This is a genomic window from Yonghaparkia sp. Soil809 (genome assembly GCF_001429705.1).
Lineage (GTDB): Bacteria > Actinomycetota > Actinomycetes > Actinomycetales > Microbacteriaceae > Microcella.
This window is the reverse complement of the sequence record NZ_LMSV01000001.1, coordinates 638,168-661,956: the sequence shown is the minus strand read 5'-3', so window position 1 is coordinate 661,956 and position 23,789 is coordinate 638,168. Positions and strand designations below refer to the sequence as shown.

At 72.2% G+C, this 23,789-nt stretch carries 17 protein-coding genes, 1 pseudogene and 1 riboswitch; of the genes and pseudogenes, 8 read left to right on the top strand and 10 right to left on the bottom strand.

Annotation, left to right across the window (positions count from 1 at the left end):
* Positions 1-82: 82 nt before the first annotated feature.
* Both ASG83_RS03190 and ASG83_RS03185 read left to right on the top strand, forming a co-directional pair.
* Entirely contained in the window at positions 83-2,002 is a 1,920-nt protein-coding gene (locus ASG83_RS03190; protein WP_082599044.1) for an ABC transporter ATP-binding protein, read from the top strand.
* Complete coding sequence (locus tag ASG83_RS03185) at positions 1,999-3,807, top strand: ABC transporter ATP-binding protein (RefSeq protein WP_055857059.1); 1,809 nt, start codon at positions 1,999-2,001, stop codon at positions 3,805-3,807. Before ASG83_RS03190 ends, ASG83_RS03185 begins: the two co-directional genes overlap by 4 nt.
* Positions 3,808-3,866: 59 nt before the next feature.
* On the opposite strand, the gene ASG83_RS03180 is transcribed toward ASG83_RS03185, so the two are convergent.
* The 3 genes from ASG83_RS03180 to ASG83_RS03170 form a co-directional block, all read right to left on the bottom strand.
* A complete protein-coding gene (locus tag ASG83_RS03180; RefSeq protein ID WP_055857057.1) occupies positions 3,867-5,354 on the bottom strand; it encodes an alpha-amylase family protein in 1,488 nt (495 codons plus the stop codon).
* A gap of 77 nt (positions 5,355-5,431) precedes the next feature.
* Positions 5,432-5,758 carry an MGMT family protein gene (locus ASG83_RS03175; protein ID WP_055857053.1) on the bottom strand — a complete coding sequence of 109 codons (327 nt, stop codon included), beginning with the start codon at positions 5,756-5,758 and terminating at the stop codon, positions 5,432-5,434.
* Between the two features lie 58 nt (positions 5,759-5,816).
* A complete protein-coding gene (locus tag ASG83_RS03170) occupies positions 5,817-6,269 on the bottom strand; it encodes a GNAT family N-acetyltransferase (protein ID WP_055857051.1) in 453 nt (150 codons plus the stop codon).
* 174 nt (positions 6,270-6,443) lie between these two features.
* Here ASG83_RS03170 and ASG83_RS03165 point away from each other — a divergent pair, with 174 nt between their 5' ends.
* Positions 6,444-7,661 (top strand): NADP-dependent isocitrate dehydrogenase, encoded by a 1,218-nt coding sequence (locus ASG83_RS03165; protein WP_055857048.1) that lies wholly within the window; start codon positions 6,444-6,446, stop codon positions 7,659-7,661.
* Between the two features lie 368 nt (positions 7,662-8,029).
* Positions 8,030-9,925: a heavy metal translocating P-type ATPase gene (locus ASG83_RS03160; protein ID WP_055859162.1), complete on the top strand. Its 1,896-nt coding sequence runs from the start codon at positions 8,030-8,032 to the stop codon at positions 9,923-9,925.
* On the opposite strand, the gene ASG83_RS03155 is transcribed toward ASG83_RS03160, so the two are convergent.
* From ASG83_RS03155 to ASG83_RS03145, 3 genes are read right to left on the bottom strand one after another with little or no spacing between them, the layout of a single operon-like run.
* On the bottom strand, positions 9,907-11,379 hold the full coding sequence (locus ASG83_RS03155; RefSeq protein WP_055857046.1) for an FAD-dependent oxidoreductase: 1,473 nt from the start codon (positions 11,377-11,379) through the stop codon (positions 9,907-9,909). The genes ASG83_RS03160 and ASG83_RS03155 overlap by 19 nt on opposite strands.
* Positions 11,380-11,387: 8 nt before the next feature.
* Positions 11,388-12,287, bottom strand: a complete 900-nt coding sequence (locus ASG83_RS03150) for an FAD:protein FMN transferase (protein WP_055857045.1) — start codon at positions 12,285-12,287, stop codon at positions 11,388-11,390.
* A complete protein-coding gene (locus ASG83_RS03145) occupies positions 12,271-12,726 on the bottom strand; it encodes a hypothetical protein (RefSeq protein WP_055857040.1) in 456 nt (151 codons plus the stop codon). Before ASG83_RS03145 ends, ASG83_RS03150 begins: the two co-directional genes overlap by 17 nt.
* Before the next feature lie 391 nt (positions 12,727-13,117).
* Here ASG83_RS03145 and ASG83_RS03140 point away from each other — a divergent pair, with 391 nt between their 5' ends.
* Positions 13,118-16,054: a S8 family serine peptidase gene (locus ASG83_RS03140; protein ID WP_156710926.1), complete on the top strand. Its 2,937-nt coding sequence runs from the start codon at positions 13,118-13,120 to the stop codon at positions 16,052-16,054.
* A 73-nt stretch (positions 16,055-16,127) separates the two neighbouring features.
* Here ASG83_RS03140 and ASG83_RS03135 read toward each other — a convergent pair whose 3' ends face one another.
* From ASG83_RS03135 to purU, 3 genes are read right to left on the bottom strand one after another with little or no spacing between them, the layout of a single operon-like run.
* Positions 16,128-16,703, bottom strand: coding sequence for a DUF1349 domain-containing protein (locus ASG83_RS03135; RefSeq protein WP_055859159.1), 576 nt, complete (start codon positions 16,701-16,703; stop codon positions 16,128-16,130).
* Positions 16,700-17,845, bottom strand: a complete 1,146-nt coding sequence (nagA, locus tag ASG83_RS03130; protein ID WP_055857034.1) for an N-acetylglucosamine-6-phosphate deacetylase — start codon at positions 17,843-17,845, stop codon at positions 16,700-16,702. Before nagA ends, ASG83_RS03135 begins: the two co-directional genes overlap by 4 nt.
* Before the next feature lie 11 nt (positions 17,846-17,856).
* Positions 17,857-18,777, bottom strand: coding sequence for a formyltetrahydrofolate deformylase (purU, locus tag ASG83_RS03125; protein WP_082599140.1), 921 nt, complete (start codon positions 18,775-18,777; stop codon positions 17,857-17,859).
* A gap of 50 nt (positions 18,778-18,827) precedes the next feature.
* Between purU and ASG83_RS03120 the strand changes: the two genes are divergently transcribed.
* Entirely contained in the window at positions 18,828-20,120 is a 1,293-nt protein-coding gene (locus tag ASG83_RS03120; RefSeq protein WP_156376726.1) for an MFS transporter, read from the top strand.
* Between the two features lie 48 nt (positions 20,121-20,168).
* On the opposite strand, the gene ASG83_RS03115 is transcribed toward ASG83_RS03120, so the two are convergent.
* The gene (locus ASG83_RS03115) at positions 20,169-21,377 is read right to left on the bottom strand and encodes a low temperature requirement protein A (RefSeq protein ID WP_055857028.1); all 1,209 of its coding nucleotides are present in this window, start codon (positions 21,375-21,377) and stop codon (positions 20,169-20,171) included.
* Positions 21,378-21,408: 31 nt separating this feature from the next.
* Positions 21,409-21,492, top strand: a riboswitch (ZMP/ZTP riboswitch).
* A gap of 52 nt (positions 21,493-21,544) precedes the next feature.
* Between ASG83_RS03115 and glyA the strand changes: the two genes are divergently transcribed.
* On the top strand, positions 21,545-22,819 hold the full coding sequence (gene glyA, locus ASG83_RS03110) for a serine hydroxymethyltransferase (protein ID WP_055857026.1): 1,275 nt from the start codon (positions 21,545-21,547) through the stop codon (positions 22,817-22,819).
* Positions 22,820-22,821: 2 nt separating this feature from the next.
* A pseudogene (locus ASG83_RS03105) lies at positions 22,822-23,676 on the top strand (bifunctional methylenetetrahydrofolate dehydrogenase/methenyltetrahydrofolate cyclohydrolase); the annotation flags it as partial.
* Positions 23,677-23,789: the final 113 nt, after the last annotated feature.

Genomic DNA, 23,789 nt, shown 5'->3' with positions numbered 1-23,789 from the left:
CCAGCATCCGCCACCTGACTGCGGCATCCGCCGCTTCGATGCGCGCCCCGACACGATCGGAGCGCGCCGCCAGAGGACCACCATGTCGACGACGCAGCACGACCGACCCCGCTTGAGCACGGCCAGGGCCATCGCCCGGCTGTACCCGTACGCGAAGCCGGCGATGCCGCGCATCTACCTCGGCATGGTCGCCGCGCTGCTCGCCGGAGTCGTCGCGCTCGCGATCCCGCTCGTGCTGCAGCAGCTCGTCGACGGGCCGCTGTCGTCGGGCTCGTCCGAGGCGATCGTGCCCGCCGTCGTGCTCGTCCTCGTGCTCGGCGTGCTCGAGGCCGTCATGATCGCCCTGCGCCGCTGGTTCGTGCTCACGCCCGGCACCCACATCGAGGCGCGCATGCGCAACGGCCTCTACGCGAAGCTGCAGGACCTCCCCGTCGCCTTCCACGACCGGTGGCAGTCGGGCCAGCTGCTGTCGCGCGCCGTGAGCGACCTCAACCTCATCCGCCGCTGGATCTCGTTCGGCCTCGTGCTGCTCGTCGTCAACGTCGTGACGATCGTCATCGGCTTCGGCGTGCTCGTGTACTGGAACCCCTGGCTCGGACTTCTGTTCCTCGTGTGCTCGGCCCCGCTCTGGATCTACGGCTACGTCTTCGAGAAGAAGTACTCGGTCATCTCGCGCCGCGCGCAGGACCAGCAGGGCGACCTCGCGACAGCGGTCGAGGAGAGCGTGCACGGCATCCGCGTGCTCAAGGCGTTCGGTCGCGGCAAGCACTCGCTGCTGAAGTTCGCCGACCAGGCCGAGCTGCTGCGCTCGACCGAGATCGAGAAGGCGCGCTCCGTCGCCGGCATCTACTTCTGGCTCATCATGATCCCCGACGTCGCCTTCGCGCTGTGCCTGCTGGGCGGCGTGGGGCTCGCGGCGGCGGGCGAGCTGAGCGTGGGCGAGCTGCTGGCCTTCTTCGCCACGGCGACGGTGCTGCGCTTCCCCGTCGAGTCGATCGGGTTCCTGCTCGCCATGACCTACGACACGCGGTCGGCGACCGACCGATACTTCGAGGTCATGGACGAGGTCAATGCGATCGTCGACCCCGCGCATCCGGCCACGATCGGTGCGCCCGAGGGGCGGCTGACGTTCGAGAACGTGGGGTTCCGGTACCAGGATGCCCCTGCCGACCGCCCCGGGACCCTCGCGGGGCTCGATCTCACCCTCGAGCCCGGCGAGACCATGGCGCTCGTCGGCATCACGGGCAGCGGCAAGACGACGCTCACCGCGCTCGCGACGCGCCTGTATGACGTCACGAGCGGGCGCGTTCTGCTCGACGGCGTCGACATCCGCGACCTGTCGCGCGAGGAGCTGCGCCGCCACATCGCGATGGCCTTCGAGGACGCGACGCTGTTCTCGGCGAGCGTGCGCGACAACGTGCTGCTCGGCCGCCCCGAGCTCGAGGGCGACGACCCCGCGGTGCGCGCCGAGGCCGACCGCGTGCTCGCCGAGGCGCTCGAGATCGCCCAGGCCGACTTCGTGCACCGGCTGCCCGACGGCGTCGACACGACCGTGGGGGAGGAGGGGCTGAGCCTCTCCGGCGGCCAGCGGCAGCGCCTCGCACTCGCGCGCGCGGTCGCCGCGCGCCCCGCGGTGCTCGTGCTCGACGACCCGCTCTCGGCGCTCGACGTCGACACCGAGGCGCTCGTCGAGGCGGCGCTGCGGCGCGTGCTCGCGACGACGACCGGACTCATCGTCGCCCACCGACCCTCCACCGTGCAGATGGCCGACCGCGTCGCCCTCCTGCAGGAGGGGCGCATCACCGACGTCGGCACCCACAGCGAGCTGCTCAGGCGCAACGAGCACTACCGCTACGTCATCTCGTCGCTCGAGGACGAGGAGCTCGCTCAGACCGAGCGCGAGGATCGCGAGCTCAAGCTCGCGGAGGAAGAGGGTCGGCGCCGCGAGGCCGTCGATCGCGAGTCGCGCGTCATCGAGCGCGACGGGGAGGTCAAGCGATGAGCGTCACCGGTGTCGAGGGCGAGGAGAGGGACGACTTCTCGAAGGCCGAGTCGCGCGCCCTGCGTCGGCGATCGCTGCGCCTGCTCGGGTCGCTCGTGCGCCCGGTGCGCGGTCGCGCCATCGCGACGATGGCGGTCATCGTGCTGTCCATCGCGCTGCAGGTGGCCGGTCCCGCCCTCATCGCGGCGGGCATCAACCGAGGACTCCCGGCGCTGCAGGGGCAGGGCGACTGGATGCCCTTGGTCCTGATCGTGTCCGCCTACGTTCTGACGGGCGTGGCCGGCGCGAGCTTCATCGCGCTGTTCCAGGTGATGGCGGCGCGGCTGAGCCAGGCCATCCTGCTCGACCTGCGCAAGCGCGTGTTCCTGCACACCCAGCGGCTGTCGCTCGAGTTCCACGAGTCGTACACCTCGGGGCGCATCATCGCGCGGCAGACGAGCGACCTCGACTCGATCCGCGAGCTGCTCGATGCGGGGCTCACGCAGCTCGTCTCGGGCGCCCTCTACATGGGCTTCACCGCCGCCGCACTCGTGCTGCTCGACCCCACCTCGGGCCTCGTGCTCGCGGTCGCGCTCATCCCGCTCATCGCGCTTACGCGGTGGTTCCAGGTGCGATCGCAGAAGCTCTTCCGGCAGACGCGCGTGGCCTCCGCGCGCCTCATCGTCCAGTTCGTCGAGACCATGACGGGCATCCGCGCCGTCAAGGCGTTCCGGAAGGAGAAGCGCAACGAGGAGCACTTCGGCGGACTCGTCGAGGACTACCGGCACGCCAACGCGCGCGTGATCCAGGTCTTCGGCATCTTCGATCCCGGGCTCGTGCTCATCGGCAACATCACGGTCGCGGCCGTGCTCCTCGTCGGGGCGTTCCGGATCATCGAGGGCGACCTGCTCATCGGCTCGCTGCTCGGCATCGTTCTCTACACCCGTCGGTTCTTCGACCCGGCGGAGGAGATGGCGATGTTCTACAACTCGTACCAGTCGGCCGCCGCCGCGCTCGAGAAGATCTCGGGCGTGCTCGAGGAGAAGCCGTCGGTGCCCGACCCCACGACGCCGATCGACCTGTGGAAGGCGCGCGGAGCCGTGCACTTCGACCAGGTGCGCTTCTCGTACAACGACGACTCGGTCGTGCTGCCGCGCCTCGAGCTCACCATCCCGGCCGGGCAGACGATCGCGCTCGTCGGCACGACGGGGGCCGGCAAGTCGACGCTCGCGAAGCTCATCGCGCGCTTCTACGACCCGAGCGAGGGCGCGGTGACGCTCGACGGCGTCGACCTGCGGAAGCTGCACCCGAAGGATCTGCGGCGCGCGATCGTCATGGTCACGCAGGAGGCGTACCTGTTCTCGGGCACGGTCGCCGACAACATCGCGCTCGGCAAGCCCGAGGCGACGCGCGACGAGATCGTCGCGGCGGCGCGCGCGGTGGGGGCGCACGAGTTCATCGAGTCGCTGCCAGACGGGTACGACACCGACGTCAACAAGCGCGGCGGCCGCGTCTCGGCGGGGCAGCGGCAGCTGATCTCGTTCGCGCGGGCGTTCCTCGCCGACCCGGTCGTGCTGATCCTCGACGAGGCGACGGCGTCGCTCGACATCCCGAGCGAGCGGCTCGTGCAGATCGGCCTGCAGACGCTGCTCGCCGACCGCACCGCGGTGATCATCGCGCACCGGCTCTCGACCGTCGCGATCGCCGACCGCGTGCTCGTCATGGAGCACGGCGAGGTGATCGAGGACGGCACGCCGGCCGAGCTCATCGCCGGGTCGGGGAAGTTCGCGCAGCTGCACGCCGCCTGGCGCGAGTCGCTCGTCTAGGGGCTCTGCGGAAGGCGAGTCGCGCGGCGCGGTCGGCGCGCTCCGTCGGCGCGGTCGCGCTAGCGCTCGACCGCGCCGACGTGCAGCGCGACCACGCCGAGCCCCGGCACCTCGGCCGTGAATCGACCCTCGCCGTCGACCTCGATCACCTCGCCCGACACCGCGTCGGTGTACCGGCCGGCCACGAGCGACGTGTCGAAGCTCGCCGTCGCGCCCGTGGCGCCCGCGTTGAAGGCGACGAACCCGTAGGCGCCGCGGCCGAATGCCGTGACGCTGCGCAGCTCGCGCGCCTCGAACTCGGTCGCGTCGGTGAGAGGAGCGTCTCCGACCGCGGCGCGGAAGGCGAGCATGCCGCGCACGAGATCCCAGCTCTGCGGGCACACCCAGGTGCCGGGCTCGTAGCGCGGACGCGGCTCGGCGGGGGCATCCGCGCAGGAGGCGTCGATGACGCGACCGGAGTCGTCGGCCGGCGCCCCGGCATCCCGCCCCTCGAAGGCGTAGCCCGAGGTCAGCTGCGGCGTTCCGTACGGGTGGGCGAGGAGGAACGCCGTCGCGAGGGCGTACGCCTCGCCGTCCTTGTACGAGAGCGTCTCGCCGTTGCGCTCGGTGTCGTGATTGTCGACGAAGGCGATCGCCTGCTCGCTCGGCAGGGTGCGGCCCTCGGGGCCGAAGCGCACCTCGGGGTTGAGCGCGCCGGTCTCGATCATGCTCGTGAGGGTGCGGGCGTAGGCGAACTCCCATACGGGGCCGGTCGCTGCGTAGTCCTCCGGCTGGATGGGCTCGCCCTGGCCGCGGATGACCTCCTGGTAGACGCGCGTGCCCTCCGGGAGGCCGTCGACGATCGCGGCGATGTCCTCCGGCGGCATGTGCTTCGCGGCGTCGATGCGGAAGCCCGCGACGCCGAGCGACAGCAGGTCGTCGAGGTAGGCGCGCAGCCGCTCGCGCACCCGGTCGGTCTCGGTCGCGAGGTCGGCGAGGTTCACGAGCTCGCAGCGCTGCACCTCGGCGCGGTCGCGGTAGTCGATGATGTCGCCCGTCGGAGACTCGGTGCAGGAGTGGAAGTCCGCAGGCGTGAACAGCCCCGGGTAGCGGTAGTGCTCGTACGCGCTGCCCGCCCAGCCGACGCCGGGGTCGTCCTGCCCCGACATGTGGTTGATGACGGCGTCGGCGACGACATCGACGCCGGCCTCGCCGCACGACTCGACCATGGCCGCGAACTGCTCGCGCGAGCCGAGCCGCGACTCGATGCGGTGCGACACCGGCTGGTACGCGACCCACCACTGCGGCCCGACGACGTGCTCCTGCGGCGGGCTCGTCAGCACCCAGTCGATGCCGATCTCGCCCAGGGCCGGGCATTCCGCGGCGATCGCATCCCACGTCCACTGGAACATGAGGATGCCCGCATCGCGCCGATCCTGCGGCTCCGGCGGCTGCGAGGCCGGGGTGCAGGCCGCGAGCACGAGCAGCACGGAGGCGGCGAGCCCCGCGAGCGCGGTGCGCGCGCGGCGGCGGGCGGCCGGAGGTCGAGCGGGTCGGGTGCGGCGCATCGGGACACTCCTTCGTGCAGTCTGCAAGCGCTTGCACAGAGTGTACGGTGCGCCGGGCATCCCGCCCATCGCGCCGCTCAGCTGTAGCGGTGCCGCGCCTGCGCGAGATCGATGCGGTAGGCGTCGGGCTCGCCGCGGTCCCCGACCCAGCGCAGGGGAGTGCCCTCGCGCTCGTAGTGCTCGAGCGCCTCGACCTCGTGGCCCGCGGGCGGGCGGCCGTCGGATCCGATGACGCGCCACCAGGGACCGGTTCCGTCGGAGGTGGCGAGGATGCGCCCGACCGCTCGGGCGCCCAGCGAGCCGAGCTCGGCGGCGACGTCGCCGTAGGTCATGACCCGACCGGCGGGGATGTCGCCGACGATGACGTGCACGAACGCCGCGAAGTCGAGGGGCGACTCGCTCATGTGCGACCGCGCTCGGGCCGGGAGAGGGCGTCCGCGCGTATCGGGCGGGTCTCGCGCATCAGACGGGCAGCGACCCGATCTTCTCGCCGTACTCCGTCTCGCCGACCTCCTCGAAGCCGAGTCGGCGGAAGAACTCGCCCGGGCCCTCCTCGCCGGTCTCCCAGATGACGGTCACGGTCTCGAAGCCGCGTGAGCGGGCTTCCTGGGCGAGCTCGCGCACTGCGAACCGCCCGACGCCGCGACCCTGCTTGGTGGCGTCGACGTTGATGCGCCAGATGCAGCTGCGGAACTCGGGCTTCTCGTGATCGGGGTCGAAGTTGCCGCGGATGAAGCCCACGACCTCCTCCCCGTCGAGCACGACGCGCGCCCACGTCGTGGTCGGGTTGAGGTACGCGTCAGCGGCCGAGTACGAGACGGGAGTGACGAACTGCTCCTGCCCGGGCCGCAGGGTCAGGCCGTTCGCGGCCACGATGGTCTTCGCCGACAGTTCTTCCAGTCTCAGATCGCCCATGACCCCAGGGTAGTCAGAACGTGCGCCGAGCATCCGACCGATTTATCTCGACGTCGAGACAGATGACCCGACGCGGTAGGATCGAGCCGGGCCTCACCGTGCCCCCGATCGGCCGCCATCGCGGCCCCGGGCCGTCGACCACCTCGACGCCCGTGAACGTGCGAAAGGATCCCTGTGCAGAAGATCAAGGTCGAAGGCACCGTCGTCGAGCTCGACGGCGACGAGATGACCCGCATCATCTGGCAGTTCATCAAGGACCGCCTCATCCACCCGTACCTCGATGTGACGCTCGAGTACTACGACCTCGGCATCCAGCACCGCGACGAGACCGACGACCAGGTCACGATCGACGCGGCCCACGCCATCCAGAAGCACGGCGTCGGCGTGAAGTGCGCGACGATCACGCCCGACGAGGCGCGCGTCGAGGAGTTCGGCCTCAAGAAGATGTGGAAGAGCCCCAACGGCACGATCCGCAACATCCTCGGCGGCGTCATCTTCCGCGAGCCGATCATCATCTCGAACATCCCGCGCCTCGTGCCCGGCTGGAACAAGCCGATCATCATCGGCCGCCACGCGTTCGGCGACCAGTACCGCGCGACCGACTTCCTCTTCAAGGGCAAGGGCACGCTGACGGTCGAGTTCACGCCGGAGGACGGCTCCGAGCCGCAGAAGTTCGAGGTCTACCAGTCGCCCGGCGACGGCATCGCGCAGGTGCAGTACAACCTCGACGCGTCGATCCGCGACTTCGCCCGGGCCTCGCTCAACTACGGCCTCGCGCGCAAATACCCCGTGTACCTCTCGACGAAGAACACGATCCTGAAGGCCTACGACGGCCGCTTCAAGGACATCTTCCAGGAGATCTACGACGCCGAGTTCAAGGACCAGTTCGAGGCCGCCGGCATCACCTACGAGCACCGCCTCATCGACGACATGGTCGCCTCGGCCATGAAGTGGGAGGGCGGCTACGTCTGGGCCTGCAAGAACTACGACGGCGACGTGCAGTCCGACACCGTCGCGCAGGGCTTCGGCTCGCTCGGCCTCATGACGAGCGTGCTGACGACGCCCGACGGCAAGATCGTCGAGGCCGAGGCGGCGCACGGCACGGTCACGCGCCACTACCGCCAGCACCAGCAGGGCAAGCCGACATCGACGAACCCGATCGCGTCGATCTTCGCGTGGACGCGCGGCCTCATGCACCGCGGCAAGCTCGACGGCAACGCCGAGCTCATCACCTTCGCCGAGACCCTCGAGGACGTCGTCATCACGACCGTCGAGAGCGGCAAGATGACGAAGGACCTCGCGCTGCTCGTGAGCCCCGACCAGGCGTGGATGACCACCGAGGACTTCCTCGAGGCCCTCGACGAGAACCTGAAGCAGCGCCTCGGCGCCTAGCCGACCGAGAACGACCGGATGCCCGTGGCCGCGTGCCACGGGCATCCGTCGTCTGCGGCGACTTGCGCGCATATACCCCCCGGGGTATTCTGACGCCACGGGCCGAACCGACGCCCCCTCCACCGGAAGGAACCACCATGTGCTCTCCCGCCCGCTGCGACCGTTGCGGCAAGACCACCTGGGCCGGCTGCGGCCAGCACATCGAGCAGGCGCTCGAGGGCGTCCCCGCCGAGCAGCGCTGCACCTGCGACTGACGCGCACGGTGCGCGTCACGAGGTTGCCCGGTCCGGGACGGACGACTCTGGCGCCCGCCCCCTCGGCACGATAGACCTGGGAGCGTGACCCGCGTCCTCGACCTCGCCCGCCGCATGCCCCTCGTGGCCCTCGCGCTCGTCATCGGCGCGATCGGGCTCGGGCTGCTCGCCGCCGGTGCGGAGCCCGCGGCGCGGTGGGGCATCTCGATCTTCGCACTGACCGTCGCCGCGATCGAGGCGGTCCGCATGATCAGGGGGCTGCTCTCCGGGCAGTTCGGGCTCGACATCCTCGCCGTCACCGCGATCGTCAGCACGGTCGTCGTCGGCGAGTACTGGGCGAGCCTCGTCATCGTTCTCATGCTCGCGGGCGGCGAGGCGCTCGAGCTCGCCGCGGCCGGCCGCGCTCAGCGCGAGCTGCGGGCACTGCTCGACCGCGTTCCCCAGCTCGCGCACCGCGTCGACTCGACGGGCGCGATCACCGACGTTCCGGCGGGGGATGTCCGTATCGGCGACCGCCTGCTGGTGCGGCCCGCCGAGATCGTGCCCGTCGACGCCGAGCTCACGAGCGCGCATGGCGAGTTCGACGAGTCGTCGCTCACGGGGGAGAGCCTGCCCGTGGAGAAGGCGGCGGGCGACCTCGTCCTGAGTGGATCGGTCAACGGCGCCGGGGCGGTCGAGGTCGTCGCGACGGCCGCCGCGGCCGACAGCCAGTACCAGCGCATCGTCGAGCTCGTGCGCGAGGCCTCGAGCAGCAAGGCGCCCCTCGTGCGGCTCGCCGACCGGTACGCCCTGCCCTTCACGGCGGTGTCGCTCGGCATCGCGGGCATCGCGTGGGCGCTGAGCGGCGACCCCGTGCGCTTCGCCGAGGTGCTCGTCGTCGCGACCCCGTGCCCCCTGCTCATCGCCGCGCCCGTCGCGTTCATGGGCGGCATGAGCAGCGCCGCCAAGCGCGGCATCGTCATGAAGAGCGCGGCCTCGCTCGAGAAGCTCGCGCGCGCCCGCACGGTCGCCTTCGACAAGACGGGCACGCTGACCGCGGGCCGCCCCGAGGTCGTCGGCGTGCACCCCCGCGACGGGTTCGCCGCCGATGAGCTCATGCGGCTCGTGGGCTCGGCCGAGCAGTACTCGTCGCACGTGCTCGCCGCCTCGCTCGAGCAGGCCGCGGTCGAGCGCGGCCTCGCACTCGCGGAGTCGGCCGACGCCCGCGAGGTCGCGACCTTCGGAGTCACGGCGACGGTCGACGGCCGCAGCGTCGTCGTCGGCAAGCCGGCCTTCGTCGCCGAGCACGCGCCCGACCTCGAGCGGGTGACGACGGCGAGCGGCGAGGCCGTCGTCTACGCCGCGATCGACGGGCGCTTCGCCGGCACCCTCGTGCTGCGTGACGGCGTGCGCGGCGACGCCGCCGCGACGCTCGATGCTCTCGCCCGCCTCGGGGTGACGCGCACGCTCATGGTGACGGGCGACGTCGAGGCGACCGCGCGGCCGATCGCCGACGCGCTCGGCATCGACGAGCTGCACGCCGAGTGCCTCCCGGAGGACAAGGTCCGGCTCATCCGAGAGGCCCGCCCGCGCCCCGTCGTCATGGTCGGCGACGGCGTCAACGACGCGCCCGTCCTCGCCGTCTCCGACGTCGGCATCGCGATGGGGGCGAAGGGCTCGACTGCGGCGAGCGAGTCGGCGGATGTCGTGATCCTGCTGGACGACGTCTCGCGCGTCGCGCGCGCCGTCGCCATCGGGCACCGCACGGTGCGCATCGCCCTGCAGAGCATCTGGCTCGGCATCGCGATCTCGATCGGGCTCATGATCGTGGCGTCGATCGGGCTCCTGCCCGCGATCGCGGGAGCCGCGCTGCAGGAGGTCGTCGACCTCGTCGCCATCCTGGGCGCGCTGCGCGCCGTGCGGGCCGGAGCGGCGCCCGTGCCCGGTCTCGACGATGCGCCGCGGGCGCGCCCGGCCGCGGCACGAGAGTCACTCGTCGACGACGAGCCGGCTCAGTACCCCGCGAAGTAGTCGGTGCGCACGCGCTTCGCCCCGGCCGAGCGCAGGGCCGTGCGGCCCGCCGCGACGAGCGCCGGAGCCCCCGACACGTAGCCGCGCCGCCTCGCGATGTCGGGCACGGCCCCGCGCAGGCCCTCGGCGGTGAGCGCGCCGCGCGCGAGCGTCACGACGCGCGCGCCCGACGCCTCGAGCACGTCCGCGTAGAGCGACTCGTCCTCGCCCGACGGGATCACGACGATCACGACGTCGCGCTCGTCGCCGAGGCGGCGCAGCTCGTCGAGCTGGCTCGCGAACGGGGTGATCCCGATGCCGCCGGCGACGAGGACGATGGGCTCCGTCGGGTCACGCGGGAGGAGGAAGTCGCCGCTCACCTGCGTCACGCGCACGAGCGACCCCGGCTCGAGCGCGGCGAGCGCGCGCTTGAACGAGGAGCCCTGCTCGGGCATTCGGAGACCGATCGCGATCTCGGGGGCGTCGCCGACCACCGCCGACGGCGCCGAGGCGATCGAGAAGACGCGGCGCGTGCCGCGGACGTCGGCCGAGTGCGGAAGGTGCAGCTCGAGCCACTGGCCGGCCGCGAACCGCACGGGCCGCGTCGGGGCGAAGCGGAACTCGGTCGCGGTCGGCGAGAGCGCGCGAGAGCCCGTGAGTCGCAGCGCGAACCCGGGGCGGCGCGAGACGGCGAACGCGACGACGTTGCCGAGCAGGAGCGCGAGCTCGGGCGAGGTGTAGATGAGCACGGGGCCCAGCGGGAACGAGAACGGGATCGAGAACGCGACGGCGACGACGGCCGCCGTGAGCCATTGCTGCCAGCGCCGCGGCGGCAGGGTGAGGGGCTCGGAGAGCATGTACCCCGCGAGGAATACGACGGGGTAGACGACGAGCACGGACAGGTAGGCGTCGAGCGGCGTGGCGCCCGTGAGGACGAGCCGCGTGCCGATGATCGCGACCGTGAGCACGACGAGCACGACGCCCACGTCGAGCCGCCGCGTGCGGTCGAGCAGCACGAGGGCGCCGAGCGCGACGATCGGCAGCATCTCGGGCGTCGCGATCCACCAGATGCCGACCGTGAGGCCGAACAGGCCCGCGACCCACACGCCCGTCGCCGCGGGGTTGAGGATGTGGCGTCCGCGCCAGACGAGCAGGTACTTCGACAGCGCGGCGATGACGCCCGCGGCGGCGGCGCCGACGAGATCCATCGTCGCGACCGACGGCGGCACGAGGCACACGATGATGAGCGCCGTGATGACGCTCGACTCGCGATGCGGCACGACGCGCGCCGCCCGGGCGGCGATCTCGTTCGCGCCGAGCGTCGCGACGCCGACGACGCCGAGCGTGCCCAGGAGTCCGATCGGGTCGGCCCCGATGATGTCGAGAGCACCGAGCAGGAGGCCCATCGCGAGCACGGCGGCGAGGGTGATCGTCGCCAGGCGGTACATGCTCACACGGCCGGTCAGGGCATCCACGGTCGCTCTCATCGGTACAGCTCGCCCTCCCAGTTCGCGCTCGCCTCGAGGCGGCCGTCGCGGAACATCCTCGCCCACGCGAATGCGAACGCGCCCTCGAGCTCGCGCGGGTCGACGAGGAAGAGCGCGGTCGCGAGACCGTCGGCCTCGAGCGCGGTCGGCGCGATCGCCCACGTGCCGATGACGTCGTCGACCGGCCGGCCCGTGACGGCGTCGATGATGTGGTGCAGCCCCTCGCCCCATGTGCGGCGCGACGGCGACGACGCGCACAGCGCGGCATCGCGCAGCTCGACGACGCCGACCGCCTTCGACGGGTTGGCGGGGTTCTCGAGAGCGATGCGGATGCCCGCTCCGCCCCGATGACGGATGTCGCCGCTGCCGTCGACGACCGTCTGGGTCGCGCCGCGGGCCGCGAGCAGGTCGCCGACGATGTCGACGAGGTGCCCCTTCCCGGCCGCGCCGACGTCGAGCAGCACGGGCCGCATGGTCGTGAGTCGCACGGCGCCCGCGTCGTCCGTCGCGAGGTCGAGGAGCTCCTCCCACGCCGGCGCCGGCAGCGGCTCGCCCGCGGGCCGCAGCCGGTAGGCCGCGTCGTAGCCGAGCCGCTCGAGGGAGGCGCCGACGAGCGGGCTCACCCGCCCGCGGCTGAGCGCGTGCAGCCGCGCGTACAGCCCCAGCAGCGGCGCGGCGTCGTCGGGGAGCTTCCACGTCCCCCCGTCGCCCGCGGCGGCGATGGCGGACACGAGCGAGTCGGGTCGGAAGCGCGACCAGTCGCGGTCGAAGCGCTCGACGCGCTCGGCGACGGCGGAGCGGTCGGACTCGTCGAGGGGTCGGTCGGCATCGATGCGCCAGGCGGTGCCGATCGCCTCGAAGAGCCAGGCGTCGCCAGCGCTAGCCGACGAGGGCATCCGCCTTGATCGTCTCGAGGGCCTGGCGGAATCCGCCGCTCGTGAGCGACGAGCCGGCGACGCGGGTGACGTCGAGGGTGTCGATGTCCTTTCCGACGACCTCGGCGGCGATCCCGCCGGCGAACTCGCCCTGGAAGCGCTCGGTCGTGGGGTTGTTGGCGTTGGTCGTGACGACGACGTCGGTGACGATGTCGCCCTCGAGCGTCAGCTCGACGATGATGCTCTCGCCGCCGTTCGGGCTCTGGTACTCGCCGGTCGCGGCGTAGCTGCCGTCCTCGTAGACGGCCGAGGTGTCGGCGTCGGCTCCCGTCGCGGGCTCGATCGGGGCCGGGGCGCCGGAGACGGGTCCCGCGGCGCATCCGCTGAGCGTGCCGAGCAGGGTCGCGGCCGCGGCCGACGCGTACAGCGGGGCGACGAGGAGGCGGGACGTGCGGGTCATGGTGTCTCCGGGCGACGGTGGTCGAGTGGGCGGGCGGAGCGGAGAGCGGCGGTGGGTCAGCGCGTGGGCGGACACCAGCATCCTGGGGCTCGATGGGTATTCGCTGTAGTCGGCCGGGACGATTGCTCCACGGCGCATGAATGCTCGCCGATCGAAGAGCCCCGGGCCGCAGCACGACCGAGACAGAAAAGGTTGTCCACCCCCCTTCGCGGGACATAAGGTGAGCGAATCCACGGTTGCAGGACTCTCTGCAGCGCCCACCTCCACACGAAGGATGCACAACGCTGTGACACCTAGGGCACGCCGTACCTCGGCACACCATCCCATCCGTTCCCTCCTCTCTCTCGCCACCGGTACCGCGCTCGTCGCGGCGGGTGTGCTCGCGGCGCCGATGACGTCGACCGCGGCCCCCGCCGATCGCGCGGCATCGGTCGCCTCGTTCGAGGACGGCCGCTACGTCGTGCTGCTCGCCGACGACGCGGTCGCCACCTACGAGGGCGGCGTCGCCGGCCTCGCGCGCACCGCGCCGAAGAAGGGCGAGCAGCTCGACTCGAACCGCTCGGCCGTCGCGAAGTACCGCCAGTACCTGAAGCAGCAGCAGAGCGAGATCGCCGCGACCGTCGACGCCGCCGTCGGCGCGTCGTACACGACCGCGGTCAACGCCTTCACCGCCGACCTCACCGCGGCGCAGGCGGCGAAGCTCGCCGCGCAGCGCGGCGTCGTGGCGATGGCGCCCGACGAGCTGCTGAAGATCACCTCCGTCCCCGGCACCGAGTTCCTCGGTCTCGAGGGCCCCGGCGGGGTCTGGGAGCAGGTCGGCGGCGCCGAGACCGCCGGCGAGGGCATCGTCATCGGCGTGCTCGACACCGGCATCGCCCCCGAGAACCCGTCCTTCGCCGGCGACAAGCTCGGCAAGTCCCCGGGCGACGCCCCCTACCGCAAGGGCACCTCGATCATGTTCGAGAAGGCCGACGGCGGCATGTTCGCCGGCGTCTGCCAGACGGGCACGCAGTTCTCGGTCGACGACTGCTCGACGAAGGTCATCGGCGCCCGCTACTTCGTCGACGGCTTCGGCTCGAAGAACATCGGCAGCGTGAAGACCGGCCCCGGCGAGTTCCTCTCGCCGCGCGACGGCGACGGCCACGGCTCGCACACCGCGGGCACCGCGGCAGGCAACCACCTCGTCGAGGCGAGCGTCTCGGGCATCGACTTCGGCACCATCTCCGGTGTCGCGCCCGCTGCGAAGATCGCCGCGTACAAGGTCTGCTGGAACGGCAAGGACGCCGCCTCGACCGCCGATGACGGATGCGCGACGAGCGACCTGCTCGCGGGCATCGACGCGGCGACTGCCGACGGCGTCGACGTCATCAACTACTCGATCGGCGGCGGCGCCGCCGACTCGACGGTGTCGATCATCGACCAGGCCTTCCTCGGCGCTGCCGCTGCGGGCATCTTCGTCTCGGCGTCCGCCGGCAACTCCGGCCCCGACGCCTCGACGCTCGACAACGCGAGCCCGTGGATCACGACGGTCGCCGCGAGCACCATCCCCTCGTACGAGGCCACGGCCACGCTCGGCGACGGACAGGCCTTCGCGGGCGCGTCGATCACCGTCGACATGACCGAGGGCGCTGAGCCCACGACCGGAGCGCTCGTGCTCTCCGACGTGCTCGGGGCCGCGACCGCGACCGCCGCGGACGTCAAGCTCTGCGCCCCGAACTCGCTCGACGCGAGCAAGGTCGCCGCGGGCACGATCATCGTCTGCGACCGCGGCGTGTACGACCGCGTCGCGAAGTCGGCCGAGGTCGCCCGCGTGGGCGGCATCGGCATGATCATGGTCAACGTCACGCCGGGCTCGGTCGACGCCGACGCGCACTCGGTGCCGAGCATCCACCTCAACAGCCAGTACCGCGACGCGGTCCGCGCCTACGCGGCGACTCCCGGTGCCACGGCGAGCCTCGCGTTCGGCAACTCGACGGATATCGTGACGGCCGTTCCGCAGGTGGCCGGCTTCTCGTCGCGCGGCCCCGTGCTCGCCGACGGCAGCGACATCCTGAAGCCCGACATCTCGGCGCCCGGCGTGGGGATCCTCGCCGCGACGTCGCACCGCGAGGGGAACGCTCCGACGTTCAACTTCCTCAGCGGCACGTCGATGGCGGCTCCGCACATCGCGGGTCTCGCGCTGCTCTACCTGGGCGAGCGTCCGAACGCGACGCCGGCCGAGGTCAAGTCGGCGCTCATGACGACGGCCTACGACACGAAGAAGGTCGACGGCTCGCCGATGACCGACCCCTTCACGCAGGGCGCCGGTCACGCCGACCCGACGCGATTCTTCGAGCCGGGCCTGCTCTACCTGAACGGCCTCGGCGACTGGTACAGCTACATCGAGGGCATCGGCTACGAGCTGGGCGACAGCGTCGACCCGGTGGACGCGAGCGACCTGAACCTCGCCTCGCTCACCGTCGGTGAGATGACCGCACCGCAGACGCTCAGCCGCACGGTGACGTCGACGCAGGCCGGCACCTTCACCGCCTCGGTGCAGGGCATGGCCGGCATGGACGTCACGGTCGAGCCCTCGACGCTGAGCTTCGGCGCGGCCGGCGAGACGGCGACGTTCACGGTCACCTTCGCGCGCACCACGGCGCCGCTGGACGCGTACGCGACCGGCTCGCTCACGTGGACCGCGGGCGAGACCACGGTGCGTTCGCCGCTCGCGGCCAAGCCCGTCACGATCATCGCCGCGGCCGAGGTCGCCGGCGAGGGCGTCGACGGCTCGGTCGAGATCAGCGTGACGCCGGGCGGCACGGGCGACATCGCCCTGTCGACGACGGGGCTGTCGGCGGGCGAGGTGCTCTCGGGCAGCGGCGCGACCGGCTTCACCGGCGAGTACACGGTCGAGGTCCCGGAGGGAGCCGCGATGGCGCGCTTCGACCTCGACTCGCTCGACGACACGGCCGACCTCGACCTCATCGTGTACCAGCTCGATGAGACGGGGACTCCGATCGCGGTCTGGTCCTCGGCGACGGGAGCGGCCGACGAGCGCGTCGACCTCGTGGCGCCGGAGGCGGGTCAGTACCTCGTCCTCGCCGACGTCTACTCGGCGTCGGGCACGGTCGGCTGGGATCTGACCGTCACCTCGGTGGTGCCGGGAGGTGCCGAGCTCGCGCTCGACCCCGCGGTCCTGGCGGGCGAGCAGGGAATCCCGACGACCTACACCGCGTCGTGGAGCGGGCTCGAGCCCGACTCCAGCTACCTCGGTCTGGTCAACTACGGCGAGACGGGCGCGTTCACGGTCGTGACCGTGGACACGGGAGTCGTCCCGACTCCGTAGCGCAGTGAGACCACGACGGCCCGGGTCCTGTTCAGGAGGCCCGGGCCGTCGTCATGCGTTGAGGACACCCTGCTCAGTGCAGCGCGGCGTCCTCCGCGGCCGTCCGCCAGTCGACGAACCGCACTCGCAGGCCGGCTCGCGTCGGCGCGCACAGCATCGGTCCGATGCTCGCGCTCTCGTTCGGGAAGCGGGCCACACGCACCAGCCGCCATTCGTCATCGTCCGTCGCCCGTGCCCGGATGACGACGGCGTCGGCGAGGCGCGATGCGCGGATGGTCACGACCGACCTGATCCACTCGTCGACGCGCCCCGTCGACCAGTCGCTCGCTCCGACGGTCACGACCGCCCCGAGCTGCGGATGCCCGTCGCTGAGCTCGACGCCCGCCTTGATCCAGTGCTCGTCATCGACGCGCACGAGCATGCCGGCCTGGTCGAACTGCCCCGCGAAGCCGTCGAGCACGAACGAGACCTCGACCGCCGTGCCCGCGTCCCACGGGCGCAGCAGCGCATGCCCGTCCTCGTGCCGGAACCCGTAGGCGGTGTCGCGCCACCAATCGCTGCCCTCGGCGGCCTCGGCGACGAGCGCCCCGTCGGCGGTGACCTCGGTCGTGATCGGCTCGCGGGTCCGGTCCCCGCTCCAGTCGGTCACGCCGCGCCGACGATCTCTCGGCCCGCGGCCCACACCTGCTCGACCCTCAGGTCGGCATCGAGCACCACGAGGTCGGCCGCGAAGCCCGCGGCGAGCATCCCCCACTCGCTCTGCCGGCCGAGCACGCGCGCGGGCGTCGCCGTCAGGGCCTCGATCGCCGCCGCCTCGTCGATGCCCGCCGCGAGCGCTGTGCGCAGCGCGGCGTCCTGCGTGAGGGTCGAGCCGGCGATCGTCGAGGTGCCGTTGAGCAGCGCGATCCCGTCCTTGACCGTCACGTTGAGGGTGCCGAGCTGGTAGAACCCGTCGGCGCTCCCGGCCGCGGCCATCGCGTCGGTCACGAGGGCGATGCGGCCAGGCGCCGAGCGGAAGGCGACGCGCGCGACGGAGGGGTGCACGTGCACGCCGTCGAGCACGAGCTCCAGCACGACGCGCTCATCGTCGAACGCGGCCGCGACGGGGCCGGGGGCCCGATGGTGGATGCCCGGCATCGCGTTGAACGCGTGCGTCAGCATCGTCGCCCCCGCGTCGAACGCCGCGCGCGTCACGTCCTCGTCGGCGTCGGTGTGGCCCACCGCGGCGACGACGCCCGCGCCGGCGAGTCGCCGGATCGCGTCGAGCGCCCCGGGCAGCTCGGGCGCGATCGTGACCTGCACGAGCGCGCCGGCGGCGGCCGAGAGGAGGATCTCGACGACGTCCTCGTCCGGGGCGAGGAGGTGCTCGGCGGCGTGGGCGCCGCGGCGAGTGGGCGCGAGGAACGGGCCCTCGAGGTGGGCGCCGACGATCGTCGGGTCGTCGGCGGCGACGCGCGCGATGAGCCGCAGGCTCTCGACGAGCGACTCCACGGGGTTCGCGACGAGCGAGATCACCGAGCGGGTCGTGCCGTGCGCCCGGTGGACGGCGAGGGCCGCGGCGATGCTCTGCTCGCCGTCGTCGAAGCCCGCGCCGCCCCCGCCGTGGCCGTGCAGGTCGATGAACCCGGGCGTCAGGGTGCGGCCGGGAAGGTCGAGAGTCGCATCCGCCCCGGGAGGAGCATCCGCCCCGCCCCCCACGGCGGCGATGCGGTCGCCGTCCAGCAGCACCCAGCCGGGTCGGCGGCCGCTCGCGTCGAGCAGCTCGGCCCCCTGCAGCAGCGTCCTCGGCACGCGGGCTCCTCCTACTTGAAGATGATGGTGCGGCGGCCGTCGAGCAGCACGCGGTCCTCCGCGAACCAGGTGACGGCCTGGCTGAGGGTACGGCTCTCCTCGTCCTGCCCGATCGCGACGAGCTCGGCGGGGCTGCGCGAGTGGTCGACCCGCACGACGTTCTGCTCGATGATCGGGCCCTCGTCGAGGTCGCTCGTGACGAAGTGCGCCGTCGCCCCGATGAGCTTCACTCCGCGCGCGTGCGCCTGCTTGTAGGGGTTCGCGCCCTTGAAACCGGGCAGGAAGGAGTGGTGGATGTTGATGATGCGGCCGGCGAGGCGCGCGCACAGCTCGGGGGAGAGGATCTGCATGTACCGCGCGAGCACGACGAGCTCGACGTCGTGCTGCTCGACGACCTCGAGGATGCGCGCCTCGAACGCCGCCTTCTCCTCCGGTGTCGTGACGGGCCGCGACTCGAACGGCACGCCGTAGAAGCTCGCGAGCTCGCCGAGCTCGGGGTGGTTGCCCATGACGAGCGGGATCTCGGCGGGCAGCTGACCGGCTCGCTGGCGGAAGAGCAGGTCATTGAGGCAGTGCGCGGCCTTCGACACGAGCACGAGCGTGCGCAGCGGTCGGCCGACGCGGTCGATGCGGCAGTCCATCCCGTACCGCTCGACGACGGGGGCGAGGGCGGCGGAGAGCCGATCGTGGTCGGCAAGGGTCTGGGTCTGCAGTCGCAGGAAGAAGCGCCCCGACTCCAGGCTCGAGAACTGCTGCAGCTCGGTGATGTTGCCCTCGGCCTCGACGATCGCGCCCGTGACGGCGTGCACGATGCCGGGCCGGTCGTCGCAGACGAGGGTGACGATCCAGTGGTGGGGGGTGTCGGTCACGGCCCCCAGCCTATGGGCCGAGCGCGGAGGCGTTAGCGTAGAGGCGGATGCTCTGCCGGGCATCCCCGGATGCGTCGGCCCGCCACGCCGACCGCGAAAGCCCCACCAGCCGCATGACCTCCCCCCAGCCGGGCGCCGAGCGCCCCTTCCCGTGGATCGGCCTGCTGACGCTCGCCGCCGCGATCTTCGTGCTCGTCACGAGCGAGTTCCTCCCCACCGGGCTCCTGCCCGACATGGCTGCCGACCTGCGCGTGAGCCCCTCCCAGGTGGGGCTGCTCGTCACGATCTTCGCCGCGACCGTCGCCCTGTCGACCGCTCCTCTCGCCGCACTCACGCACCGCTACTCGCGCAAGTGGCTGCTCATCGGAGTGCTCGGGGTCTTCGCGCTCGCGAATCTGCTGGCCGCGATCGCACCGAGCTACGAGCTGCTGATCGGCGCTCGAGTGCTCGGCGGTCTCGCGCACGGCCTGTTCTGGGCGATCGCGGGCGCCTACGCCGGCCACCTGGTGCCCCGCCACCAGATCGCGCGGGCGGTCGCCGTCACGAGCGCCGGCGGCACGACCGCGTTCGTGCTCGGCGTGCCGGTCGGCACCGCGATCGGTCAGGCGCTCGGCTGGCGCGCGGCGTTCGGCATCATCGCCGCGTCCGTCGTGCTGCTCGCCCTGCTCGTGCTGCGCTTCCTGCCGCCCGTCGATCACCGCGTGACGCTCGCGACGGGCGAGATCCCCGTCCCGGCCCGCCGCGACCCGACCTTCCCTGGCGTACTGCTGGTGTGCCTGCTCGTGGTGATCATCGTCATGGGGCACAACGTCTTCTACACCTACATCGCGCCGTTCATCATCGACGAGGCGGGCTTCCCGCGCGACTCGGTGAGCGTCATGCTCTTCCTCTACGGCGGCGCGGGCGCGATCGGCCTCGTCCTCGCGGGCGTCGTGGGCAGCCGGTTCCCGCGCGCGGGTCTGTACGGGATGCTCGCGGGCGTCGCGCTGTCGGTGGCCGTCCTCGCCGCCGCGCCGGGCATCCCCGTCATCGTCGTCGTCGCGATCGTGGTCTGGGGCGTCGCGTTCGGCGGCATCCCTGCCCTCCTCCAGACGCGGCTGCTGCACGTCGCCTCGCCGCGCGTGCGCGACCTCGGCGCTGCGCTGCTGACCACGTCGTTCAACATCGCGATCGGCGGCGGCGCGCTCATCGGGGGGCTCCTGCTCGACGGCGCGGGTCTGCTCGTGCTGCCCGTGGTCGAGGCCTCGGTCATCGTGCTCGCGATCCTCGTGCTCGTGATCGCCGATGCGCGATCGCGGCGCGAGCCGGGCGCCGCGCCCGCGGGGGACCAGTCCGACGCCCCCCGCGAGCTCGAGTTCGGCTCGCCGCTCACCGGGCCGATCCCGACCGCAGACCGCGACGCCTGAGCGCGGGGGCGCCGCCCCTCGGTCCCGCCCGGTCCCGCCCGGGCGCGATCAGCCGAGCGATGGCGCCCCGCGGCGTCGGCGCAGGAGGGTGTCGGCGACGCAGGCGACGACGAGCACCCCCGTCGACAGGCACGACAGGACCCACGGCTCCAGCGCGCCCGAGAACGGCACGAACGCCGCGCAGGCCCCGGCCGCGGCGAGGACGATGCCGACGCCGGGGGCTCCGACGATGCGCCGGTACAGCGCGATCCCGAGCGCGAAGAGCGCGGGCCCGCCGAGGACGAGCGCGATGGCGAGCGGGCTCGACGTCCGCGGCTCGGCGATGATCGTCTTGTCGGCGGCGCCGATCATCACGACCCCGGCGATGACGGGGATGTGCGCGTAGGCGTACGCGGCCCGCGCGATGGCGCCCGCGCGCGGATCGTGCTCCATCCGCTCCTCGCCCCGCTTCTCGCCGTGGTCGAAGTAGAGCCACCAGAGCGCGGCGGCCGCGACGAACGCGCTCGCCAGGGCGGCGTTCCGCTCGCCGCCGCTCGGGTTGCCGACGAAGGCGAAGCCGCTCACGAGGAACCCTTCGCCGATCGCGATGATGACGAACAGCGCGGCGCGCTCGGCGAAGTGGTGCGCCGAGAGATCCCACCCCTCCAGCCGGCCCCGCCCGAGGCCCGGCAGCGCGTAGGAGATCGCAGGCCCCGTGAGGTCGATGAGCGCGGCGAGGGTCCAGGCGGCGAGGAGAGCGCCCGCGCCCGCCTGCGCGCCGACGACGGCCCCGCCGATCCAGAGGACGCCGCTCGCAGCGAACCACAGCAGCATGCGAGCGAAGTCGGTCGCGATGCTGCCGTCGTGCCGCACGGCCGCGACGACCATGAACGCCGTCCGGGCCAGCTGCAGACCCACGTAGGCGATCGCGAAGGCGAGCGCGCGGTCGCCGAGCGATTCCACGATTGCCGTGGAGAGCACGAGGCCCGCGCCCGCGAGCGCGATGATCGCCAGCCGAACGGGGAGCCGGGCGGGGTCGAGCCAGTTCGTGACCCAGGTGGTGTGCATCCACAGCCACCAGACCGCGACGAGGACGAGCACGGCGTGGAGGGCGTGGAGCCCCGTGGCGACCGTCGCGACGACGGCGCCGACCTGGGTGAGCGCGAGCACGAACACGAGATCGAAGAACAGCTCGACGAAGCCCACGCGCTCGCCGCGCTCCCGATCGGCGCGGCGGAGCAGGTCGGTTCGGATTCCCCATCCGGGCGGCGACGGCATGGGCGCATCCTCGCAGATCGCGACGTAGACTGGGGGCAGTCGCGACTGGCGTTGAGATGGTGAACCATCAGGGAGCGACCGACACGGTGAGCTGCCGTCCGCCTGGGCCGCTCGTCCGGCCGACCTGCGAGGGCCGCTGGCCTCCGCCCCGTACCGAGGAGCATCCCGTGTCCGCACTTCCCAGCTCGTTCAACGAGCCCCTCTCCGTCGTCGACCCCGAGATCGCCGCCGTGCTCGAGCAGGAGCTCGGCCGCCAGCGCGACACCCTCGAGATGATCGCGAGCGAGAACTTCGTCTCGCGCGCCATCCTCGAGGCGCAGGGCTCGGTGCTCACCAACAAGTACGCCGAGGGCTACCCCGGCAAGCGCTACTACGGCGGCTGCGAATTCGTCGACATCGCCGAGAACCTCGCGATCGAGCGCGCCAAGAAGCTCTTCGGGGCCGAGTTCGCCAACGTGCAGCCCCACTCGGGCGCCTCGGCGAGCGCGGCCGTGCTGCACGCCCTCGCGCAGCCCGGCGACACGATCCTCGGCCTCGAGCTCGCCCACGGCGGCCACCTGACCCACGGCATGAAGCTCAACTTCTCGGGCAAGGTCTACAACGCCACGAGCTACGGCGTCGACCCCGAGACGATGCTCGTCGACATGGACGTCGTGCGCGCGAAGGCCCTCGAGGTCAAGCCGACCGTCATCATCGCCGGCTGGTCGGCGTACTCGCGGCAGCTCGACTTCGCGGCCTTCCGCGCCATCGCCGACGAGGTCGGCGCGAAGCTCTGGGTCGACATGGCGCACTTCGCCGGCCTGGTCGCCGCGGGCCTGCACCCCTCGCCGCTGCCCCACGCGCACGTCGTCAGCTCGACCGTGCACAAGACCCTCGCCGGTCCGCGCTCAGGTCTCATCCTGAGCAACGACGAGTCGCTGTTCAAGAAGCTCAACTCGGCCGTCTTCCCCGGTCAGCAGGGCGGCCCGCTCATGCACGTGATCGCCGCGAAGGCCGTCGCGTTCAAGCTCGCGGCCCTGCCGGAGTTCGTGGAGCGCCAGGAGCGCACGATCGCGGGCGCGCGCATCCTCGCCGATCGCCTCACGCAGGACGACGCGATCGCCGCCGGCGTCAACGTGCTCACCGGCGGCACCGACGTGCACCTCGCCCTCGTCGACCTGCGCACCTCGCCGATCAATGGCCAGGAGGCGGAGGACCTCCTCCACGAGGTCGGCATCACCGTCAACCGCAACGGCGTGCCCTTCGACCCGCGCCCGCCGATGGTGACGAGCGGCGTGCGCATCGGCACCCCGGCGCTCGCGACGCGCGGCTTCGGGGAGGCGGAGTTCACCGAGGTGGCCGACATCATCGCGCGCACTCTCATGCCGAGCCCCGACATCACCGCCCTGCGCGGTCGCGTCGACGCGCTCACCGCCGCGTTCCCCCTCTACCCGGGGCTGTGAGCGTGACGGATCCCCGGCCCGCCGGCGCATCCGCTCAGCTCCTCGACGGCACCGCGACCGCTCGCGCCATCAAGGCCGAGCTCACGACGCGGGTGTCGTCGCTGCGTGAGCGCGGCATCGTGCCGGGCCTCGCGACCGTTCTCGTCGGCGACGACCCGGGCTCGCGCTGGTACGTCGGCGGCAAGCACCGCGACTGCGCCGAGGTGGGCATTGCATCGATCCGCCGCGACCTGCCCGCGTCGACGACGCAGGAGGAGCTCGAGGCGGTCATCGACGAGCTCAACGCCGACCCCGCCGTCACGGGCTTCATCGTGCAGCTGCCGCTGCCGAAGCACCTCGACACCGACGCGATCCTCGAGCGCGTCGCCCCGGAGAAGGACGCCGACGGCCTGCACCCGACGAACCTCGGGCGCCTCATGCTGCGCGTCGACCGCGCGATCGACACTCCGCTGCCGTGCACGCCGCGCGGCGTCATCGAGCTCGTCGAGCGGCACGGGCTGTCGTGGGCGGGCAAGGATGTCGTGGTCGTCGGCCGCGGCGTCACCGTCGGTCGCGCGATCGGCAGCCTGCTGACGCGACGCGAGTACAACGCGACGGTCACCCTCACGCACACCGGCACGACCGACCTCGCCTCGCAACTGCGTCGCGCCGACGTGATCGTGGCCGCCGCGGGCGTGCCGGGCATCGTGTCGGCCGCCGACGTCAAGCCGGGCGCGATCGTGCTCGACGTGGGCGTCTCGCGCATCACCGACGCCGACACGGGCGAGTCGCGCATCGCGGGCGACGTCGCCGACGACGTGCGCTCGGTCGCGGCCTGGGTGTCACCGAACCCCGGCGGGGTCGGGCCGATGACGCGCNGCGCTGCTGCTCGCGAACGTCGTCGAGACGGCGGAGCGCGCGGCGGGTCTGTAGCTCGTCGGCGGGGCCGCTCGTGCGCGGCCCCGCCGACGAGGCTCACCACGCACTTGAC

What these genes read in the sequence shown, in the direction of transcription:
- ASG83_RS03190 (WP_082599044.1), top strand. Translation starts at nt 83, where the DNA reads ATGTCGACGACGCAGCACGACCGACCCCGCTTGAGCACGGCCAGGGCC.
- ASG83_RS03185 (WP_055857059.1), top strand. Translation starts at nt 1,999, where the DNA reads ATGAGCGTCACCGGTGTCGAGGGCGAGGAGAGGGACGACTTCTCGAAG.
- ASG83_RS03180 (WP_055857057.1), bottom strand. Translation starts at nt 5,354, where the DNA reads ATGCGCCGCACCCGACCCGCTCGACCTCCGGCCGCCCGCCGCCGCGCG.
- ASG83_RS03175 (WP_055857053.1), bottom strand. Translation starts at nt 5,758, where the DNA reads ATGAGCGAGTCGCCCCTCGACTTCGCGGCGTTCGTGCACGTCATCGTC.
- ASG83_RS03170 (WP_055857051.1), bottom strand. Translation starts at nt 6,269, where the DNA reads ATGGGCGATCTGAGACTGGAAGAACTGTCGGCGAAGACCATCGTGGCC.
- ASG83_RS03160 (WP_055859162.1), top strand. Translation starts at nt 8,030, where the DNA reads ATGCCCCTCGTGGCCCTCGCGCTCGTCATCGGCGCGATCGGGCTCGGG.
- ASG83_RS03150 (WP_055857045.1), bottom strand. Translation starts at nt 12,287, where the DNA reads ATGCCCTCGTCGGCTAGCGCTGGCGACGCCTGGCTCTTCGAGGCGATC.
- ASG83_RS03145 (WP_055857040.1), bottom strand. Translation starts at nt 12,726, where the DNA reads ATGACCCGCACGTCCCGCCTCCTCGTCGCCCCGCTGTACGCGTCGGCC.
- ASG83_RS03140 (WP_156710926.1), top strand. Translation starts at nt 13,118, where the DNA reads ATGACGTCGACCGCGGCCCCCGCCGATCGCGCGGCATCGGTCGCCTCG.
- purU (WP_082599140.1), bottom strand. Translation starts at nt 18,777, where the DNA reads ATGCCCGGCAGAGCATCCGCCTCTACGCTAACGCCTCCGCGCTCGGCC.
- ASG83_RS03120 (WP_156376726.1), top strand. Translation starts at nt 18,828, where the DNA reads ATGACCTCCCCCCAGCCGGGCGCCGAGCGCCCCTTCCCGTGGATCGGC.
- ASG83_RS03115 (WP_055857028.1), bottom strand. Translation starts at nt 21,377, where the DNA reads ATGCCGTCGCCGCCCGGATGGGGAATCCGAACCGACCTGCTCCGCCGC.